This window comes from Vibrio sp. L85 (assembly GCF_963871815.1).
In the GTDB taxonomy this organism is placed as follows: Bacteria; Pseudomonadota; Gammaproteobacteria; order Enterobacterales; family Vibrionaceae; genus Vibrio; species Vibrio harveyi.
Genome location: NZ_CAWMYL010000020.1, coordinates 51,547 through 66,888, shown reverse-complemented (window position 1 = coordinate 66,888; position 15,342 = coordinate 51,547). Strand labels below are relative to the sequence as shown.

The window sequence follows — 15,342 nt, the reverse complement described above, 5'->3', positions numbered from 1 at the left end:
TTCTTTTTAGACAAGCAATTACATAGGTTTTAAGAAAAACTCAAACGAGGCGCAAAAAAAGAGGCTCCGAAGAGCCCCACATTTGGTTGCAATCAATCTATTTATTGTGACTTTCTTGCAGTTTCTCCATCACCTGATCAAGTGAGAAGCTCGCAGCTTTCTGCCTTGGAGGGAATTCTTGGAATGTTTCTAAGAACTTGCCCACATAAGCCTGTGCAGGAACAAGCATGTACGCATGGTCGATCAACCAATCGTAATACGTGTTCGACGTAATATCTGCGACTTCGTATGGGTCCATGCGTAGATTGAAGATCTTAGGCACACGCAACGGTGTAAACGGTTCAGCCCAAATTTGCAACGTACCTTTCGCGCGCTGCTCTAGGAATACGATCTTCCAGTTGCGGAAACGCAGTGAGCTCAAATCACCATCGTCTGTAAAGTAGAAGATTTCTTCACGTGGCCCTTTGTCCTCTTTACCAGTTAGGTAAGGTAGGAAGTTGTAACCATCAAGATGGTTTTTGAACGTCTTATCTCCTGCTTTATAGCCTTTCAGGAGTTTCTCTTTGATTTGATCATCGCCTGCTGCCGCTAGGAATGTTGGCATCCAGTCCATATGATGCATGATCTCGTTAGACACGCTTCCCGGCTCAATTTTACCCGGCCAACGAACCATAGCGGGAACGCGGAATGCGCCTTCCCAGTTAGTGTTTTTCTCACCACGGAATGGCGTTGTACCTGCATCTGGCCAGGAGTTCATGTGTGGACCGTTATCAGTGGAGTAAAATACGATGGTGTTATCTTGAATGCCAAGATCATCCACTTTCTTCAATAGCTGACCAACATGGTTATCGTGCTCAACCATGCCGTCGGCATAAAAACTGATGCCAGTTTTGCCCAAGTTGTCTTCTTTGACGTGAGTGCGGAAATGCATGCGTGTGGCATTCCACCAAACGAAGAACGGTTTGTCGGCTTTCACCGCCCGATCCATAAAATCAAGTGCCGCATCTAGCGTTTCTTCATCTACGGTTTCCATTCGCTTACGAGTGAGCGGTCCCGTATCTTCAATTTTGCCATCAGCAAAGGATTTAATGACACCACGAGGACCAAATTTCTTACGGAATTCTGGGTCTTTCGGGTAATCAACATTTTCCGGTTCCTCCTCGGCGTTCAAGTGATAAAGGTTGCCAAAAAATTCGTCGAAACCATGATTGGTAGGAAGATGTTCGTCTTTATCGCCTAAATGGTTTTTACCAAATTGCCCCGTCATATAACCTAAAGGTTTAAGCATTTCTGCAATCGTTGCATCTTCTGCTTGCAAGCCTAGGTCAGCCCCCGGAAGACCAACTTTACTCAAGCCGGTTCGCAGCACTGTTTGACCCGTAATAAAGGTGGAGCGACCCGCGGTACATGATTGTTCGCCATAGTAGTCGGTGAACATCATACCTTCTTTTGCGATTCTATCGATGTTTGGGGTTTTGTAGCCCATGAGGCCGAACGTATAGGCGCTGATATTCGACTGACCAATATCATCACCCCAGATAACCAGAATGTTCGGTTTTTCTGCTGCGATACTGCTACTTGTCGCGCCGATAAAAGCAGCGGCAAGAATCGCTAATCGGCGTTTAACGCCATAATTCGCTGTCATATAAACCTCTGTCTGTATTAGAAAAGTGCATCCTGCACACAAACATATAGCTCACAAAACAGACTAATGCGAATCCAATAGCATAATTAAAATTAAGTTAAAACTAAGGTCTTATAAGCTCTAAACCAAAGGGGAATTAACGTGACCCAAGTCTCGCTTCAGTTTTCCATACAAAAGGTAAGGTTTGAATATTAAACCAAGAAAACAAAGAGTTACGCGTCTGCATAACTTATGGTTATAAACACTATAAAGCGACATTCTTCAATTGCATCATTAACTTAATAGCCAACGAAGCGTAGGCGGTCCCTAAGCTTCTCTTCCAACTTTCAACCAATTTGGAGTTTTTATGGCTAACCAAATGAGCAAGCTGGCTGTCGGTCTCGGCGTACTGGCAACCTCAAGCGCAGCAGTGGCGGCAGACAAACCGAATATCCTAGCGATTTTTGGTGATGATGTTGGTTACTGGAACATCAGTGCATACAACCAAGGTATGATGGGTTACGAAACCCCGAATATCGACCGTATCGCAAACGAAGGTGCACTATTTACTGATCACTACGGTCAGCAATCTTGTACTGCAGGCCGTGCAGCATTCATCACAGGCCAAGAACCGTTCCGTACTGGCTTGCTTACAATTGGTATGCCAGGCTCAACTCACGGTATCCCTGATTGGGCACCGACCATTGCAGACTTGTTAAAAGAGCAAGGCTACATGACGGCTCAGTTCGGTAAGAACCACTTGGGTGACCAAGACCAACACTTGCCAACTAACCATGGTTTCGACGAGTTCTTTGGTAACCTTTACCACCTAAACGCTGAAGAAGAGCCAGAAACATATTACTACCCGAAAGACCCTGAATTCCGTAAAAACTACGGCCCTCGCGGTGTAATCAAGTCATTTGCTGACGGTAAGATCGAAGACACAGGTCCTATGACGCGTAAGCGTATGGAGCATGCCGATGAAGAATTCCTAGAAACGTCATTGGCGTTCATGGAAAAAGCCGTAAAAGCGGACAAGCCTTTCTTCATCTGGCATAACACAACACGCATGCACGTATGGACTCGCCTTCAAGAGAAATACCAAGGTAAATCAGGCATCAGTATCTACGCCGATGGCATGTTAGAGCATGATGATCAAGTGGGTATTCTACTGGACAAATTGGATGAGCTAGGCGTCGCAGACAACACCATCGTTATCTACTCAACCGATAACGGTGCAGAGACTGTATCGTGGCCTGACGGCGGTGCAACACCATTCCACGGTGAAAAAGGCACGACATGGGAAGGCGGTATGCGTGTTCCTCAGCTCGTTCGTTGGCCTGGCGTAATCGAACCAGGTACTAAGATCAACGAAATGATGGCGCACCAAGACTGGTTACCAACACTGATGGCAGCAGCAGGCGTTCCTGACGTGAAAGAGAAACTGGCTAAAGGCTACAAAGCAAATGGCAAAGACTGGCGCGTACATATTGATGGCTACAACTTCATGCCTTACTTCCAAGGTAAAGAAGAGAAAGGTCCGCGTGAATCACTACTGTACTTCACAGCAAACGGTGAGCTAAACGCAGTTCGCTGGAACGATTGGAAACTGCATTTCGCAACACTAGAAGGTAACATTACGGACGCGGTACGCTTCGCACCAAACTGGCCTAAGATCATCCACCTACGTGCTGACCCATTCGAGAAAGCGCCTCACGAGTCTGGTATGTACTTGCGCTGGATGGCTGACAACATGTGGTTGTTTGTACCTATCCAAGACGTGCTAGGTGAGTTCTTCAAGACACTACCGGATTACCCAATGCAGCAAGGTCAAATGATGAACCCTGCATCAATTAGCTACCAATCTCTTGGTCTACAAGGGAAAATGAAACAGCTAGAACAACTTCAGCAAGAAGTTAAGAAAATGAAATAGTTTCTTTTGCTACTACCGAAAAAGCCCGCCAGCCTGGTGGGTTTTCTTTTTTCACTTTTAGCCGTTGGTCGCTTGTTCTTTACTAATTGACCGCCCTATATCACACGTTCGCATCACCTCCCTCTCAGATAACGAAACTTCTAATTAGGTCGCACTTTGACGCTCTATTACTAATAACTGATAGCTTTCTCATTCAGCACATTGATTTTCACCAGTTGATTTTTGATAATAGTTCGCATTATCAAGTAATGAGTAATGCATCAACATGTTCAGTCCAACGTCAGCCACTAGCACTTCTCATCAAAACTGGTCTTCTAGTGCTCCCTCAACTGCTCCTTCTATTTTGTTAGTTGAAGATGATCCCGACCTCAACCTTCAACTCACAGAACTACTCAAAGAGCAAGGTTACAACGTGAGTTCTATGTACAGTGGTGACGATGGAGTAAGCGCATTTCATCAACAAACGTTCGACTTGGTGATTTTAGATGTGAACCTACCTAACCTTGATGGATTTGAAGTGCTCAATGTGATTCGATCTCAGTCGCAAACCCCCGTTGTCATGCTCACCGCTTACGGTGCGGAAGAATATCGGATTCAAGGTCTTAAATATGGTGCTGATGATTACATTACTAAACCCTGTAACTTCACCGAGGTTAGCTTACGTGTTGAAGCGATACTGCGCCGAACCCAACTGATTCAACAAGCTAACTCTGCCACAAAACTCAGTGATAGAGAGCTTCTTCTCAGTAAGCAGACGCATTCCGTTACGCTTCATCGCCGCCCAGAAATGGAACCTGTTCAACTCACACCGATTCAGTTCAAGTTACTTTGGACTTTAATCGAACATCGCGGTGAAGTGTTAAGTAAACCCTTTCTCTATCAGACCGTTCTAGAGCGTCAGTTCAGTCAATACGACCGTGCTCTTGATATGCACTTAAGCCGAGTACGCAAGCGCCTCATCGCAGAGGGAATGTCTAACGACCGCATCCAAACCGTTCATGGCAAGGGATACATTTTTAAATGAAAAAAATGCTGTTTTGGCGGCTATTTATCGTCTTATCCCTTGGAGTGGTGATCTTTTTCTCTCTGATTCATAGTGCTGCCATCCTCTCTAACGAGAAAATGAGCTATTTAAAGAAGTCTCATCGTCAACAAATTTTAGATTGGGGCAATACCGCACAAACCTTCATTGACCAACAAGATTGGCACGGACTTGATGTTTGGCTGGAAGAGCTTGCTATCAAAGAATCAACTTGGGCAACCGTGTTGCAATCCCATCTTGACGTAAAAGGAGGGAACCCGCTCAACCAACGTTTTTGGCAAGGTTATGGAATTGGTCGAAGTGTAGAGTGGAAGATTCACCTCGATTTCCCAGACAACCCAATTATGGAAGTCCCACTCTCTCCATTCGGATACCACTTTTTGATTCTGCTACCAGATCGAATGCGACCGGGAACCTACATGTCTCACGCGTTTTGGTTGTTTCGCTTTGTGATTCCCTTTCTTTCTCTACTAGCACTTACTGTGTATTTGTACCGCTATGTTATGCGCCCCTTACAGCAGTTTCATCGTGCCAGCCAAGCCTTCAGTCAGGGCGATTACTCTGCTCGTATTGGGCATACCATGAAACTAGGCAGCGACGAGATTAGCCAAGTCGCTCGTACTTTCGACAAAATGGCGGAACGAACGTCAGATGTGATTCAGCACAACCGCAACCTTATTGCGGACATGTCACATGAGATACGTACCCCACTCGCTCGAATTGAGATGGCAATTGACTGCGTAGATAAAAATATCGAACGCGAGCAAATGCTAGAACGAATCAAAAGCGATACTCAAAAAATGCGAGCGACCGCCGAAGACACACTGACCCTTGCGTGGATTGAAAATGAGCAACCAAACTTAAGAACCGAGTCGTTTGATCTCGCCGAGCTAATTGAAATCATCGTAGAAGATGCGCGTTTTGAATACCCGGATAAACAGGTTTCATTGCTGCAAGATCATTCTCTTCCTCTACAAGATTCGAACCAAATGGCGCTCAGCCAATCTTTGGAGAACATCATTCGTAACGGTCTGCGATACACGCAAACAAAAGAAACGTTAGACATTCGTGTTCTCACCAAATCCAATCATTATCAAATCTTGATTACTGATTCAGGTCCGGGTATCGACCCTAGTCTGTATCGACAAATCTTCAAACCCTTCTTTAAAGCAAATAACCAAGTTACATCCCGAAAAGGCTTTGGTGTAGGTCTTGCGCTTGCCAAGCGCCACATCGAAGCAGTAGGCGGCAAAATCACCGCTTACAACGCAGAACCAAAGGGATTGACGATGGATATTTCATTACCTAAACGACGCTAACTCCAGCTCACTGCAAGGATTGTAACAGTTGTAAAAGTCGTTTACTCAGAGTGGAAGAATAACCAAAATCTCACTCGATAATAATTCTCATTAACAATGGAGGTTACGGTGTCTGCTTCAACCGTATTTAAGCTAAGCCCACTTACCATCGCGCTTTTAGTTGCATCACAAGCGACATACGCCAAGGATGGCATCGAAATTGTCGAAGTTACTGGGCACACGCCTGAAGGCGTCGATATCACTATCGATTCCGATCAGCTCGCTAAATCCCAAGCGCAAGACTTGAACGACATTTTCCGTAAAGATGCAGAAGTTAGCGTCGGTGGCTCTTCTGGCGTTTCTCAAAAGGTCTATGTCCGTGGTCTGGAAGATACCATGTTGAATGTATCTATCGACGGTGCAGAGCAATCCGGTAACCTATTCCACCATCAAGGTCGACTCTCTATTGAACCTGAACTTCTCAAGCAAGTTGATGTGAGTGCTGGTGCAGGTCGTGCAACAGACGGACCAGGTGCACTCGGTGGCGCGATTAAGTTCACCACTAAAGATGCACACGATCTCCTTGCCGCAGGTGAAACCTATGGTGCGATGCTAAAAGGCGGTTATTACACCAATAATGAGGGTTACAAGGTTTCAGCAAGTTTATACGGAGAAGTCGCTGATCAGCTTGGTCTTCTGGCTTCATTTGGTTACGTCGACGGCGATAACATCGAAGACGGTAAAGGTCAGGAACAACCCTACACAGCGTTAGAGCAACAAATTGCGCTTCTAAAGCTTTCTGGTCAGTTGAATGACGAACATTACTTATCTATCAGTTACGATTACCGCAATGATGATGGTCGACGTTTAAATCGCCCTCACTTCCAGCCAAGCTTTAAAAATGCGCCTCTCGATCAAGAAACCGATCGTTCTACTTTTACTCTGAATCACAAATACGCAGCAAGCGAATTGTTTAATTTAGACACCACGCTCTACTACACCGATAGTCGCTTAGCTCATAAAGATCACCCCCGCTGGGGCACCAGTGATGGTTCGATCCAGACTACTGGTATAAAGATATTCAACACGAGTAAATTGACTGACCACACTTTGGTCTATGGCTTGGATTACAAGAAAGACAAATCGGAATTTGAAACCAACTACGATGGTAAAAAGGATGATGAAGAAAAAGGCACAGTCTATGGTCTGTTTGTCCAAGATGATTGGATGTTAACAGAAACCATCATTCTAACCGCTGGTGCTCGTTACGATTGGTACGAGTTAACCGATAACAAGGACCAAGACTTCGACTCAAACGGTTTTAGCCCTAACGTAGGTATTAATTACAATGCGTTGGAAGGCTTGAACCTATTTGCTAGTTATGCGGAAGCGTTCCGTGGTCAACAAATCAAAGAACTGTTTGTTATCGATTACCGCGAAAATGACCCAAATCGTAAACCTGAAGAAGCACGCAACTTAGAGCTAGGGGCAAATTACCAATACGATGATTTCTTTGCTGGCGTCACCTTCTTCGATAGCACAATCAAAGACGTGGTAACAAACCAAGGCGCGGTTTACACCAACGTGGGCGATTTAGATAACCAAGGTGTTACCGCTTACTTAGGCTATGCAATTGCTGATGTATCAGCTCGATTGAGTTACAACCAATCCCGTCCAGAGCTAAACGGCACACCGCTTTCTGATGAAGATTCCACATTGGGAACATCGATTGGTGATACTTGGGTACTTGATCTTATCTACCAACCAATGGAAACCCTTGAGTTTGGTTGGAATGCACGATTTGTTGAACGCTTGACCGATGTAGCGGATCCAACCGTCCATCCAGAAAAGCCAGGCTATGGTGTGCATGACGTTTACGCATACTGGATGCCATTAGCTGATGAAGAACTTTCCTTAACCCTATCGGTGAAGAACGTCTTTGATAAGTACTACTTCGACCATGCCTCATACATGGCATACATCGGAAGCCCAGTAGCACAAGGGTATGCGAGCCCTGGTCGAGACTTCCGATTTAACGTCACTTACGCGTTCTAGGTTCGAGTGAGTACATTGCCATTGACCTAACGATAACAACTCAGAAATCGGGGCGAATTGCTCCGATTTTTGGTATTTAGCGGCGTATTTTGCTTTAATTAACGCAAATTCAATTTACTCAAAATAACTCAATGAATTTACGTTTAATTTTTACACTGTCTATTGCCACTCTGTTTGCGGGTTGTGCGACCTATGCAGGACTAAACTACGATAAACTGTTTGGTCCTGAACAAGTTCGCGAGCGAACCGCAACGATTGATACGCCACAAGCGGATTTCTTTCAACATGATGTCAAACCTATTGTTGATAATCGCTGTGTGGTTTGCCATGCCTGCTACGATGCCCCTTGTCAGCTCAAACTTTCTTCCGTAGAAGGCATAGACCGCGGAGCAAGCAAAGCTTTAGTATATGAAGGCACTCGCCTCACTGCCGCTGCCCCAACTCGTCTATTTGAAGATGCACAAACCACTCAGGAGTGGCGTGACGCTGGCTTCCATCCTGTGCTTAACGAACGTGAGCAGAGCATGGCGGCTAACATGGATGCAGGTCTAATTGCACGAATGCTGCAACAAAAGGAACATCACCCTCTTCCCGACCAAGTTCAGCTAGAAGGCTTCGATTTTTCTATCGATCGTGAACAAACCTGTCCGACCATTGAAGAATACGCGCAATATGAGCAAGACAACCCAACATGGGGAATGCCTTTTGGTATGCCGAACTTAACTTCAGCGGAGTATCAAACATTGATGCTTTGGTTAAAGAACGGCGCGATCATGAACGCACATGTACCGTTAACCGAGCAACAACAAACAGAAGTAGACAAGTACGAAGCGTTACTCAACAAGGGCTCTCGTAAGAATCAACTTGCTGCTCGTTACATTTACGAACATCTGTTCTTATCTCACCTATATTTCTCTGAATTAGATGGAGAACAACCTCGATTCTTTATATTAGTTCGCTCTGCGACGCCTCCCGGCGAGCCTGTAAAACGCATTACCACACGTCGTCCATATGATGACCCCAAAGTGGAACGCGTTTACTACCGTATTATTCCAGAGCAAGGCACTATCGTGGATAAGACCCACATGCCGTTTGCCTTGAATAAACAACGCATTGATAACTGGGAAAAGTGGTTCATTGATGCCGATTACAAAGTGGCACAACTGCCAAGCTACGAGCCAGAAGTCGCTGCTAACCCAATGACTGCATTCATTGACCTACCAGTGAAATCTCGCTTCAAGTTCATGCTGGATAATGCACAAAACACCATTATGGCTTACATCAAAGGTCCGGTGTGTCGCGGTCAATTAGCATTGAATGTAATTAACGACCGTTTTTGGGTGTTCTTCCTCGATCCAGACAAAGCAGATATTCCCGAGGTGAATGAGTTTTATCGTTCACAAGCAGACAATTTGAAGCTTCCGGGCGAGTTAGAAAGCAATACCGTACCAGTAACAAACTGGGTGAAATACTCACGCCAGCAAGCTCGTTACCTAGAGGCTAAATCAGACTTCATCAACAAATGGTTCAAAAACGGCGAGCATCTTTCTACGGATGTGATTTGGGATGGTAACGGCACCAATCCGAATGCAGCGCTAACGGTATTCCGCCACTTTGACAGTGCATCTGTCGTGCAGGGTTTAGTCGGAGAACAACCAAAAACAGCTTGGGTGCTGGACTATGCCCTACTTGAGCGAATTCACTACCTTCTCGTTGCTGGGTTTGATGTTTACGGCAACTTTGGTCATCAGTTGATCACTCGTATGTTCATGGACTTCCTTCGTCTTGAAGGGGAGAGTAATTTTATTGCCCTATTGCCTGCCGATATGCGTCATCAAGAGCATTCAAGTTGGTACCAAGATCAACCGCGTCAGCTAAGCGACTTCTTGCAGCGTAATGTCGCACCATTTAGCCAACCGACTAGCGTTGTGTACCATACTGACGACCCGAAATCCGAACTGCTCGACATCTTGCGCAAGCAGGTTTCACCTATCCTGTTACCACGTTATGACATTGTAGATACCGCACTAACGGTGGAGAGTGAGCAGCAGTTGGCAAGCATCAACCAAGTTCGTGGAGAGGGACTCCAAACTGTGCCGCAAATCACCATGCTGATGGTGCGCAGTAATTCCGGTCAAGATGAGCTGTTTACCCTGCTGCATAATAACGCGCATATCAATATTTCTAGTTTGTTTGATGAAGAAAGTAACCGTGACTTCGCAAATGATGATATGACCATCGTTCGAGGTGTTGTTGGCAGTTACCCAGCTGCGTTTTTCTCAATTAACGAAAATCAGGTAAAAGAATTTGTCGATCAATTTAGTGCTCTAAAATCCGAGTCAGATTACGTTAAGTTACTGGATAATTTTGCGATTCGCCGAAGCTCAGAAAAGTTCTGGCCGTTTAGCGATCGTATCCACGATTGGTATCGTACAAATCAACCGATCGAATTTGGTTTACTTGACTATAATCGTTTTGAGAATCGATGATGATTTAAGGGGGTTCTCATGAGTATCCGAGACAACATTGCCGCTCTCGAGCAACAGATTTACGTTGCTTGCTCAGAGGGGGATTACGATACGGTCAACATGCTTGAGCACCAACTCGAATACTTGCGTGGCAGAATGGAGCATCCGTTCGAAGATGATCCTTATGCATTAGACACTCGGTTTGAGTGGGAAGATGATCTGACCGAATAGAAAAAAACCTCCGGCGTAAACCGGAGGTTTTTGTTTATCGGCATTGATCTGCTTGCTCGAATTTACCTTCTGGCTCAAGCAGGTAGCAAAATAGACGTTTATTCAGCCATCAGGTTATCAAGGGCATGAATCGACTCATCAACTTGCTCTTTTAGCGCACCTTGGTGTGTGGCGTACGCCTCCAATGGCTCAGCGGCAATTTCAACACATTGGCATGTATTCATTAGTGCCGTCAGACCTAAACTGCCTGCGCTGCCTTTCAATTTGTGGGCAAGATCTTTCACGCCTCGGCTGTCACCGCTTTCTGAAGACGTTTCCATTTGGCTTAGTACATCAGCGCTAGTTTGTCTGAACAAATCAATGATGTGCAGCATCTTTTCTCTGCCCAAAATCTTCATGTCTGACTGAATCACATTAGGGTTGATGATAACCATTGCTGGCTCCTCTGCTATCGTGTCTGTTGTGACCGCCGATTCGTTGTTGTCGGTCGTTGTTGTTATTTCATCATGTGGGATGCATTCCCCACTTTGAGGAAGCAGCAACTGTTTGCCATCCAACATATCTTGGATGAGCGCAGCAAGAGCTTCTTTTTCCATAGGTTTTGGTAAGTAGCCATCAAATCCCGCCGCCAAATAGCTTTCCACTTCTTCAGCAAATACATGAGCAGAAACCGCCACCATTGGTGTTGGTGCAAGTGCTTTATCCGCTGGTTTGTTGCGCTCTATGCGTTTAAGGCGGTGGATTAAATCAGCACCGTTACAATCTGGCAAGTTGATATCGACCAGTGCAATGTCGAAATCGTGCTTGTCAATGATCTGCTCCGCCTCTAAGCCATTTTCTGCCATAATAACTTGGTGTCCCATGCTCTCTAAGAAACCTTCCGCCACAACACGGTTTACAGGATTGTCTTCTACTAGCAGAACTTTCGCTTTCACTTTACAACGAGCGCTCGCGATGGAAACCGTCTCTACAGGCTCACTCTCTTCTAAAGGAATGGAGAACCAGAAACGGCTGCCATGTCCTTCGTCCGAATCCACATCCAAACGGCCCCCCATTGCTTGAATAATACGGCGGCTAATAGCAAGACCTAACCCGGTACCACCAGTTTGGTTCAAACCGCCTTCAGCTTGTGTAAAGGCATCGAATAAGGTTTTTTGGTCTTTCTTTGCAATGCCAATACCGGTATCCGAGACTTCGAACAGAACTTGCGATTCATCTTCTGGGTTCAAGCTGACATAGATGTCAATCTCACCTTGTTCGGTGAACTTAATCGCATTACCCACTAAGTTATTTAGAACTTGATTGATGCGCGTAACATCCCCTCTCCAGTATCGCCCTACATCACTTTCGATATGGTAAGAGAACAGCAGTTTTTTCTCTTGCGCTTTGCCGTTCATCAACTGGAATGTGTCTTCAATCATTTGGTGCAAGTCGAAACCTAAACTGCGGATCTCCAAATGTCCGGCTTCGATTTTCGAGTAATCCAGAACGTCATTCAAAATCGCCAGCAACGTTTTACCACTGCGGTTGATGATTTCTGCGTAACGCTTTTGAATTGGGTTCAGACCGGAATCAATCAGCAGACGTGCCGTACCAAGCACACCATTCATCGGCGTACGAATCTCATGACTCATAGTAGCAAGGAAGGCAGACTTCGCTCGGCTGGCTTGTTCTGCTTGCTTACGTGCTTTCGCGTGGTTCAACACCTCTTCATTCAAACGGCGGTTTGCTTGTTTCAGCTGAGAAGTTCGTTGCTCAACCAGCTCTTCGAGGTGCTCTTTATGCTCTTCCAATTCACGCTTGGCTTTCGCTTCGCCCTCAGCAACCACCTTGAGGGCTTGCGCCGTATTACGAGCAGTAATGATGGCTTGCCCCATATGCGCCAGCTCATCTTTTCCTTTCACTTCCAGCTCTACCGCTAGGTTGCCCTGCGCAACAGAAAGCAGCGCCGAAGAGTATTCTGTCAAGCGCTTCACGACCGACACGTAAACCACACGCCAAAGAATAAGCACAACAATGATCAAACCAATGATCGAAATGACCGTCAGCGACCACTGCGCAAATTTCAAGGTACTTGTCAGTTGTTCAACTGCAATACGGGTAGTCTGGTTAGAATCATCCACCAGCTTGTTTACGGTGCCGTTTAACTCAGAGAAAAGCTCAAGCGTTTTTTGCATTAGTTGCTGAGACTGCTCGTTGTTCTCATATTGTTGAAGCAAAATGGTGAAGACAACTTGACGTTTACCCAGTTCAGTAAGAAGTTGGCTCATTTGCTCTGAGCGCGTTGGGTCTTCTACCGCTAACACTCGGCGTTTCATGATTTTTAGGTTGTCTTCGAACGCTGTTTGGATCTGTTGGATACGGTCTACGTTAGTCAGTGTACGCGCTTCTTCAATTTGGTTGAGCATCTTGAAGGCGAGTAAATGCAGCTCGTGAAGTCGTTCGGTCAGGTCTAGGTCGACTTCCACTAACGCATCTAGCGCTTGATACACTTGATCTTTCTTGTTGGATTCAAGCAAATCATAAATATGCGTCACGTTCGCAACGGCAATGGTACTGGTGTTTTGTACTTGAGTACGCGTAAGTTGCTCCAACTCTTCACTCAATAAGCGCATTTCTTCTACACGCGTATCGATCTCTTTCGCTAGCCAAAGCTTGCGTTCTACCGTGACACCTAACTCCGCCAGGTTGTTAATGACGTTCTGGACGTTATTTTCCAATGCCTCTAGCAATTGTGAATCAAAAGACTCTCCACCCAGCTCTTTGATGTGAGTAAGTAAGGACTCAAGCTGATCAAATAAGACGCGCCCCGCCTCTTTACGCTCTTGTTCGTTTTGCGCATTGGACAACATTTGAACCGATGAAATGATGCGAGTACTGAGCTCTGACACTTGTCGAGCTTCAATCATTGCTGGTATGGCAGCATCTACCACGTTCCTTTCCGTTTTTGCCACCAGAGAAAACCCTGATACACCGATTAATGCTGATAACATCACCAACATTGCCATCGCAATGAAGGACAATAACAGTTTACGACCGATGCTTGCGGTAGCTAGCAACATATTTTCCTGACCTTAATATTCGTGTTCGGCGACATATTACGTTATATTTTGCAGTGTTTACTTAATCTATGCCAACGAACTTCATTTCATGGTTATAAATCAGCGTTCATTTCGCACAATTTTTAAACAATCTGCGCTAGCAATGACACTTTTCGCTTCAGTGCCGAGTTTTGCAGCAGAGAAAATCTGTGCCATTTACCCTCATTTAAAGGATTCATACTGGCTATCAGTAAACTATGGAATGGTTTCCGAAGCGGAAAAACTGGGTGTTAACCTGCGCGTACTTGAGGCAGGCGGTTATCCCAATAAAACGCGCCAAGAGCAACAATTGGCTTTGTGCACTCAATGGGGTGCCGATGCCATTATCCTTGGTACCGTTGATCCACAAGCTTATGAGCACAACCTGAGAAACTGGGTTGGTAATACGCCTGTATTTGCTACCGTAAATCAACTCGACCTTGATGCAGAGCAAGCCAAACTGCTTAAAGGCGTGGTTGGTGTGGACTGGTATTGGATGGGCTATGAAGCCGGCAAATACCTTGCAGAAAAGCACCCTAAAGGCTCGGGTAAAACCAATATTGCCCTACTGCTTGGTCCAAGAACGCGTGGTGGTACCAAACCGGTTACCGCAGGTTTCTACGAAGCAATAAAGAACAGCGATATTCACATCGTGGATTCTTACTGGGCAGATAATGACAAGGAGTTACAGCGTAACCTAGTTCAGCGTGTTATTGATATGGGCGATATCGACTACATTGTCGGTAGTGCCGTTGCGATCGAAGCCGCGATCAGTGAACTACGCAGTGCAAACAAAACCAAGGACATTGGTTTGGTTTCCGTGTATCTCAGTCATGGTGTGTATCGTGGACTATTGCGTCATAAGGTGTTATTCGCTCCAACCGATAAAATGGTAGAACAAGGCCGTTTGTCTGTCCTTCAAGCGACGCACTATTTGCGTCATCAACCGTATGAAAAACATGCGTCTCCACAGATCAAACCATTGACGCCAAAGACACTTCACGACGATACAATTGAAGAATCGTTATCTCCGTCAGAATATAGGCCGACATTCAGCGTTAAGGCTGTTGATTGATAGGCAAAAAGTGTGTTTTATTGAACCGTAACAACTTTAAAATCATAAAAACGGAAATAACTTGATGCAAAAAACAACTCGTACCATGCCTGCGCACAAACATGTGGCATTGGTTGCCCACGATAATTGCAAACCTGAACTGCTTCGTTGGGTAAAAGAGAACAAAGAAAAGCTACAAAGCCATTTCTTGTATGCGACTGGCACAACGGGTCACATGCTAAGCAAAGAAACGGGCTTAGCGATCAAGAGCATGATCAGTGGTCCAATGGGAGGCGACCAGCAACTTGGAGCGCTGATTTCTGAAGGCAATATCGATGTTCTTGTGTTCTTCTGGGATCCGCTAAATGCTGTACCACATGACCCAGATGTAAAGGCACTACTACGTATTGCAAGTGTTTGGAACATTCCTGTAGCAACGAACCGCGCGACAGCGAAGTTCCTATTCAACTCTCCACTGATCGACCAAGAAGTGGATATTGAAGTGCCAGACTACGACGCATATATAGCAGAGCGCACTTAATTCCTCTGAGCGGATC

General features: G+C 45.5%; 10 protein-coding genes. 8 read left to right on the top strand and 2 right to left on the bottom strand.

The genetic code is table 11. The features are described 5' to 3' along the window. Positions 1–97 precede the first annotated feature (97 nt). Positions 98–1,645, bottom strand: a complete 1,548-nt coding sequence (locus tag AACR11_RS03585) for an arylsulfatase (protein ID WP_005447192.1) — start codon at positions 1,643–1,645, stop codon at positions 98–100. A gap of 346 nt (positions 1,646–1,991) precedes the next feature. On the opposite strand from AACR11_RS03585, the gene AACR11_RS03580 reads away from it, so the two are divergent. The 6 genes from AACR11_RS03580 to AACR11_RS03555 all read left to right on the top strand — a co-directional run bounded on the left by AACR11_RS03580 (position 1,992) and on the right by AACR11_RS03555 (position 10,651). After that, entirely contained in the window at positions 1,992–3,557 is a 1,566-nt protein-coding gene (locus AACR11_RS03580) for an arylsulfatase (protein ID WP_005447193.1), read from the top strand. 265 nt (positions 3,558–3,822) lie between these two features. Next, positions 3,823–4,581: a response regulator transcription factor gene (locus tag AACR11_RS03575; protein ID WP_079325539.1), complete on the top strand. Its 759-nt coding sequence runs from the start codon at positions 3,823–3,825 to the stop codon at positions 4,579–4,581. Continuing rightward, complete coding sequence (locus AACR11_RS03570; protein WP_005447208.1) at positions 4,578–5,918, top strand: sensor histidine kinase; 1,341 nt, start codon at positions 4,578–4,580, stop codon at positions 5,916–5,918. Before AACR11_RS03575 ends, AACR11_RS03570 begins: the two co-directional genes overlap by 4 nt. 108 nt (positions 5,919–6,026) lie before the next feature. Further along, on the top strand, positions 6,027–7,952 hold the full coding sequence (locus AACR11_RS03565) for a TonB-dependent receptor domain-containing protein (protein WP_029789916.1): 1,926 nt from the start codon (positions 6,027–6,029) through the stop codon (positions 7,950–7,952). A gap of 131 nt (positions 7,953–8,083) precedes the next feature. Further along, the gene (locus tag AACR11_RS03560; protein ID WP_029789917.1) at positions 8,084–10,441 is read left to right on the top strand and encodes a fatty acid cis/trans isomerase; all 2,358 of its coding nucleotides are present in this window, start codon (positions 8,084–8,086) and stop codon (positions 10,439–10,441) included. An 18-nt stretch (positions 10,442–10,459) separates the two neighbouring features. Further along, on the top strand, positions 10,460–10,651 hold the full coding sequence (locus AACR11_RS03555) for a hypothetical protein (RefSeq protein ID WP_005447215.1): 192 nt from the start codon (positions 10,460–10,462) through the stop codon (positions 10,649–10,651). 98 nt (positions 10,652–10,749) lie between these two features. Here AACR11_RS03555 and torS read toward each other — a convergent pair whose 3' ends face one another. Next, the gene (gene torS / locus AACR11_RS03550; RefSeq protein WP_029789918.1) at positions 10,750–13,713 is read right to left on the bottom strand and encodes a TMAO reductase system sensor histidine kinase/response regulator TorS; all 2,964 of its coding nucleotides are present in this window, start codon (positions 13,711–13,713) and stop codon (positions 10,750–10,752) included. A gap of 43 nt (positions 13,714–13,756) precedes the next feature. Between torS and torT the strand changes: the two genes are divergently transcribed. Beyond that, positions 13,757–14,806: a TMAO reductase system periplasmic protein TorT gene (torT, locus tag AACR11_RS03545; RefSeq protein ID WP_079325537.1), complete on the top strand. Its 1,050-nt coding sequence runs from the start codon at positions 13,757–13,759 to the stop codon at positions 14,804–14,806. A 64-nt stretch (positions 14,807–14,870) separates the two neighbouring features. Then, positions 14,871–15,326: a methylglyoxal synthase gene (locus AACR11_RS03540; RefSeq protein WP_005447220.1), complete on the top strand. Its 456-nt coding sequence runs from the start codon at positions 14,871–14,873 to the stop codon at positions 15,324–15,326. Positions 15,327–15,342 lie beyond the last annotated feature (16 nt).

Bases quoted from the DNA above. Each gene is read 5' to 3' on its own strand.
- torS (WP_029789918.1), bottom strand. From the start codon at position 13,713: ATGTTGCTAGCTACCGCAAGCATCGGTCGTAAACTGTTATTGTCCTTC.
- AACR11_RS03570 (WP_005447208.1), top strand. From the start codon at position 4,578: ATGAAAAAAATGCTGTTTTGGCGGCTATTTATCGTCTTATCCCTTGGA.
- AACR11_RS03580 (WP_005447193.1), top strand. From the start codon at position 1,992: ATGGCTAACCAAATGAGCAAGCTGGCTGTCGGTCTCGGCGTACTGGCA.
- AACR11_RS03540 (WP_005447220.1), top strand. From the start codon at position 14,871: ATGCAAAAAACAACTCGTACCATGCCTGCGCACAAACATGTGGCATTG.
- AACR11_RS03585 (WP_005447192.1), bottom strand. From the start codon at position 1,645: ATGACAGCGAATTATGGCGTTAAACGCCGATTAGCGATTCTTGCCGCT.
- AACR11_RS03560 (WP_029789917.1), top strand. From the start codon at position 8,084: ATGAATTTACGTTTAATTTTTACACTGTCTATTGCCACTCTGTTTGCG.
- AACR11_RS03575 (WP_079325539.1), top strand. From the start codon at position 3,823: ATGTTCAGTCCAACGTCAGCCACTAGCACTTCTCATCAAAACTGGTCT.
- AACR11_RS03555 (WP_005447215.1), top strand. From the start codon at position 10,460: ATGAGTATCCGAGACAACATTGCCGCTCTCGAGCAACAGATTTACGTT.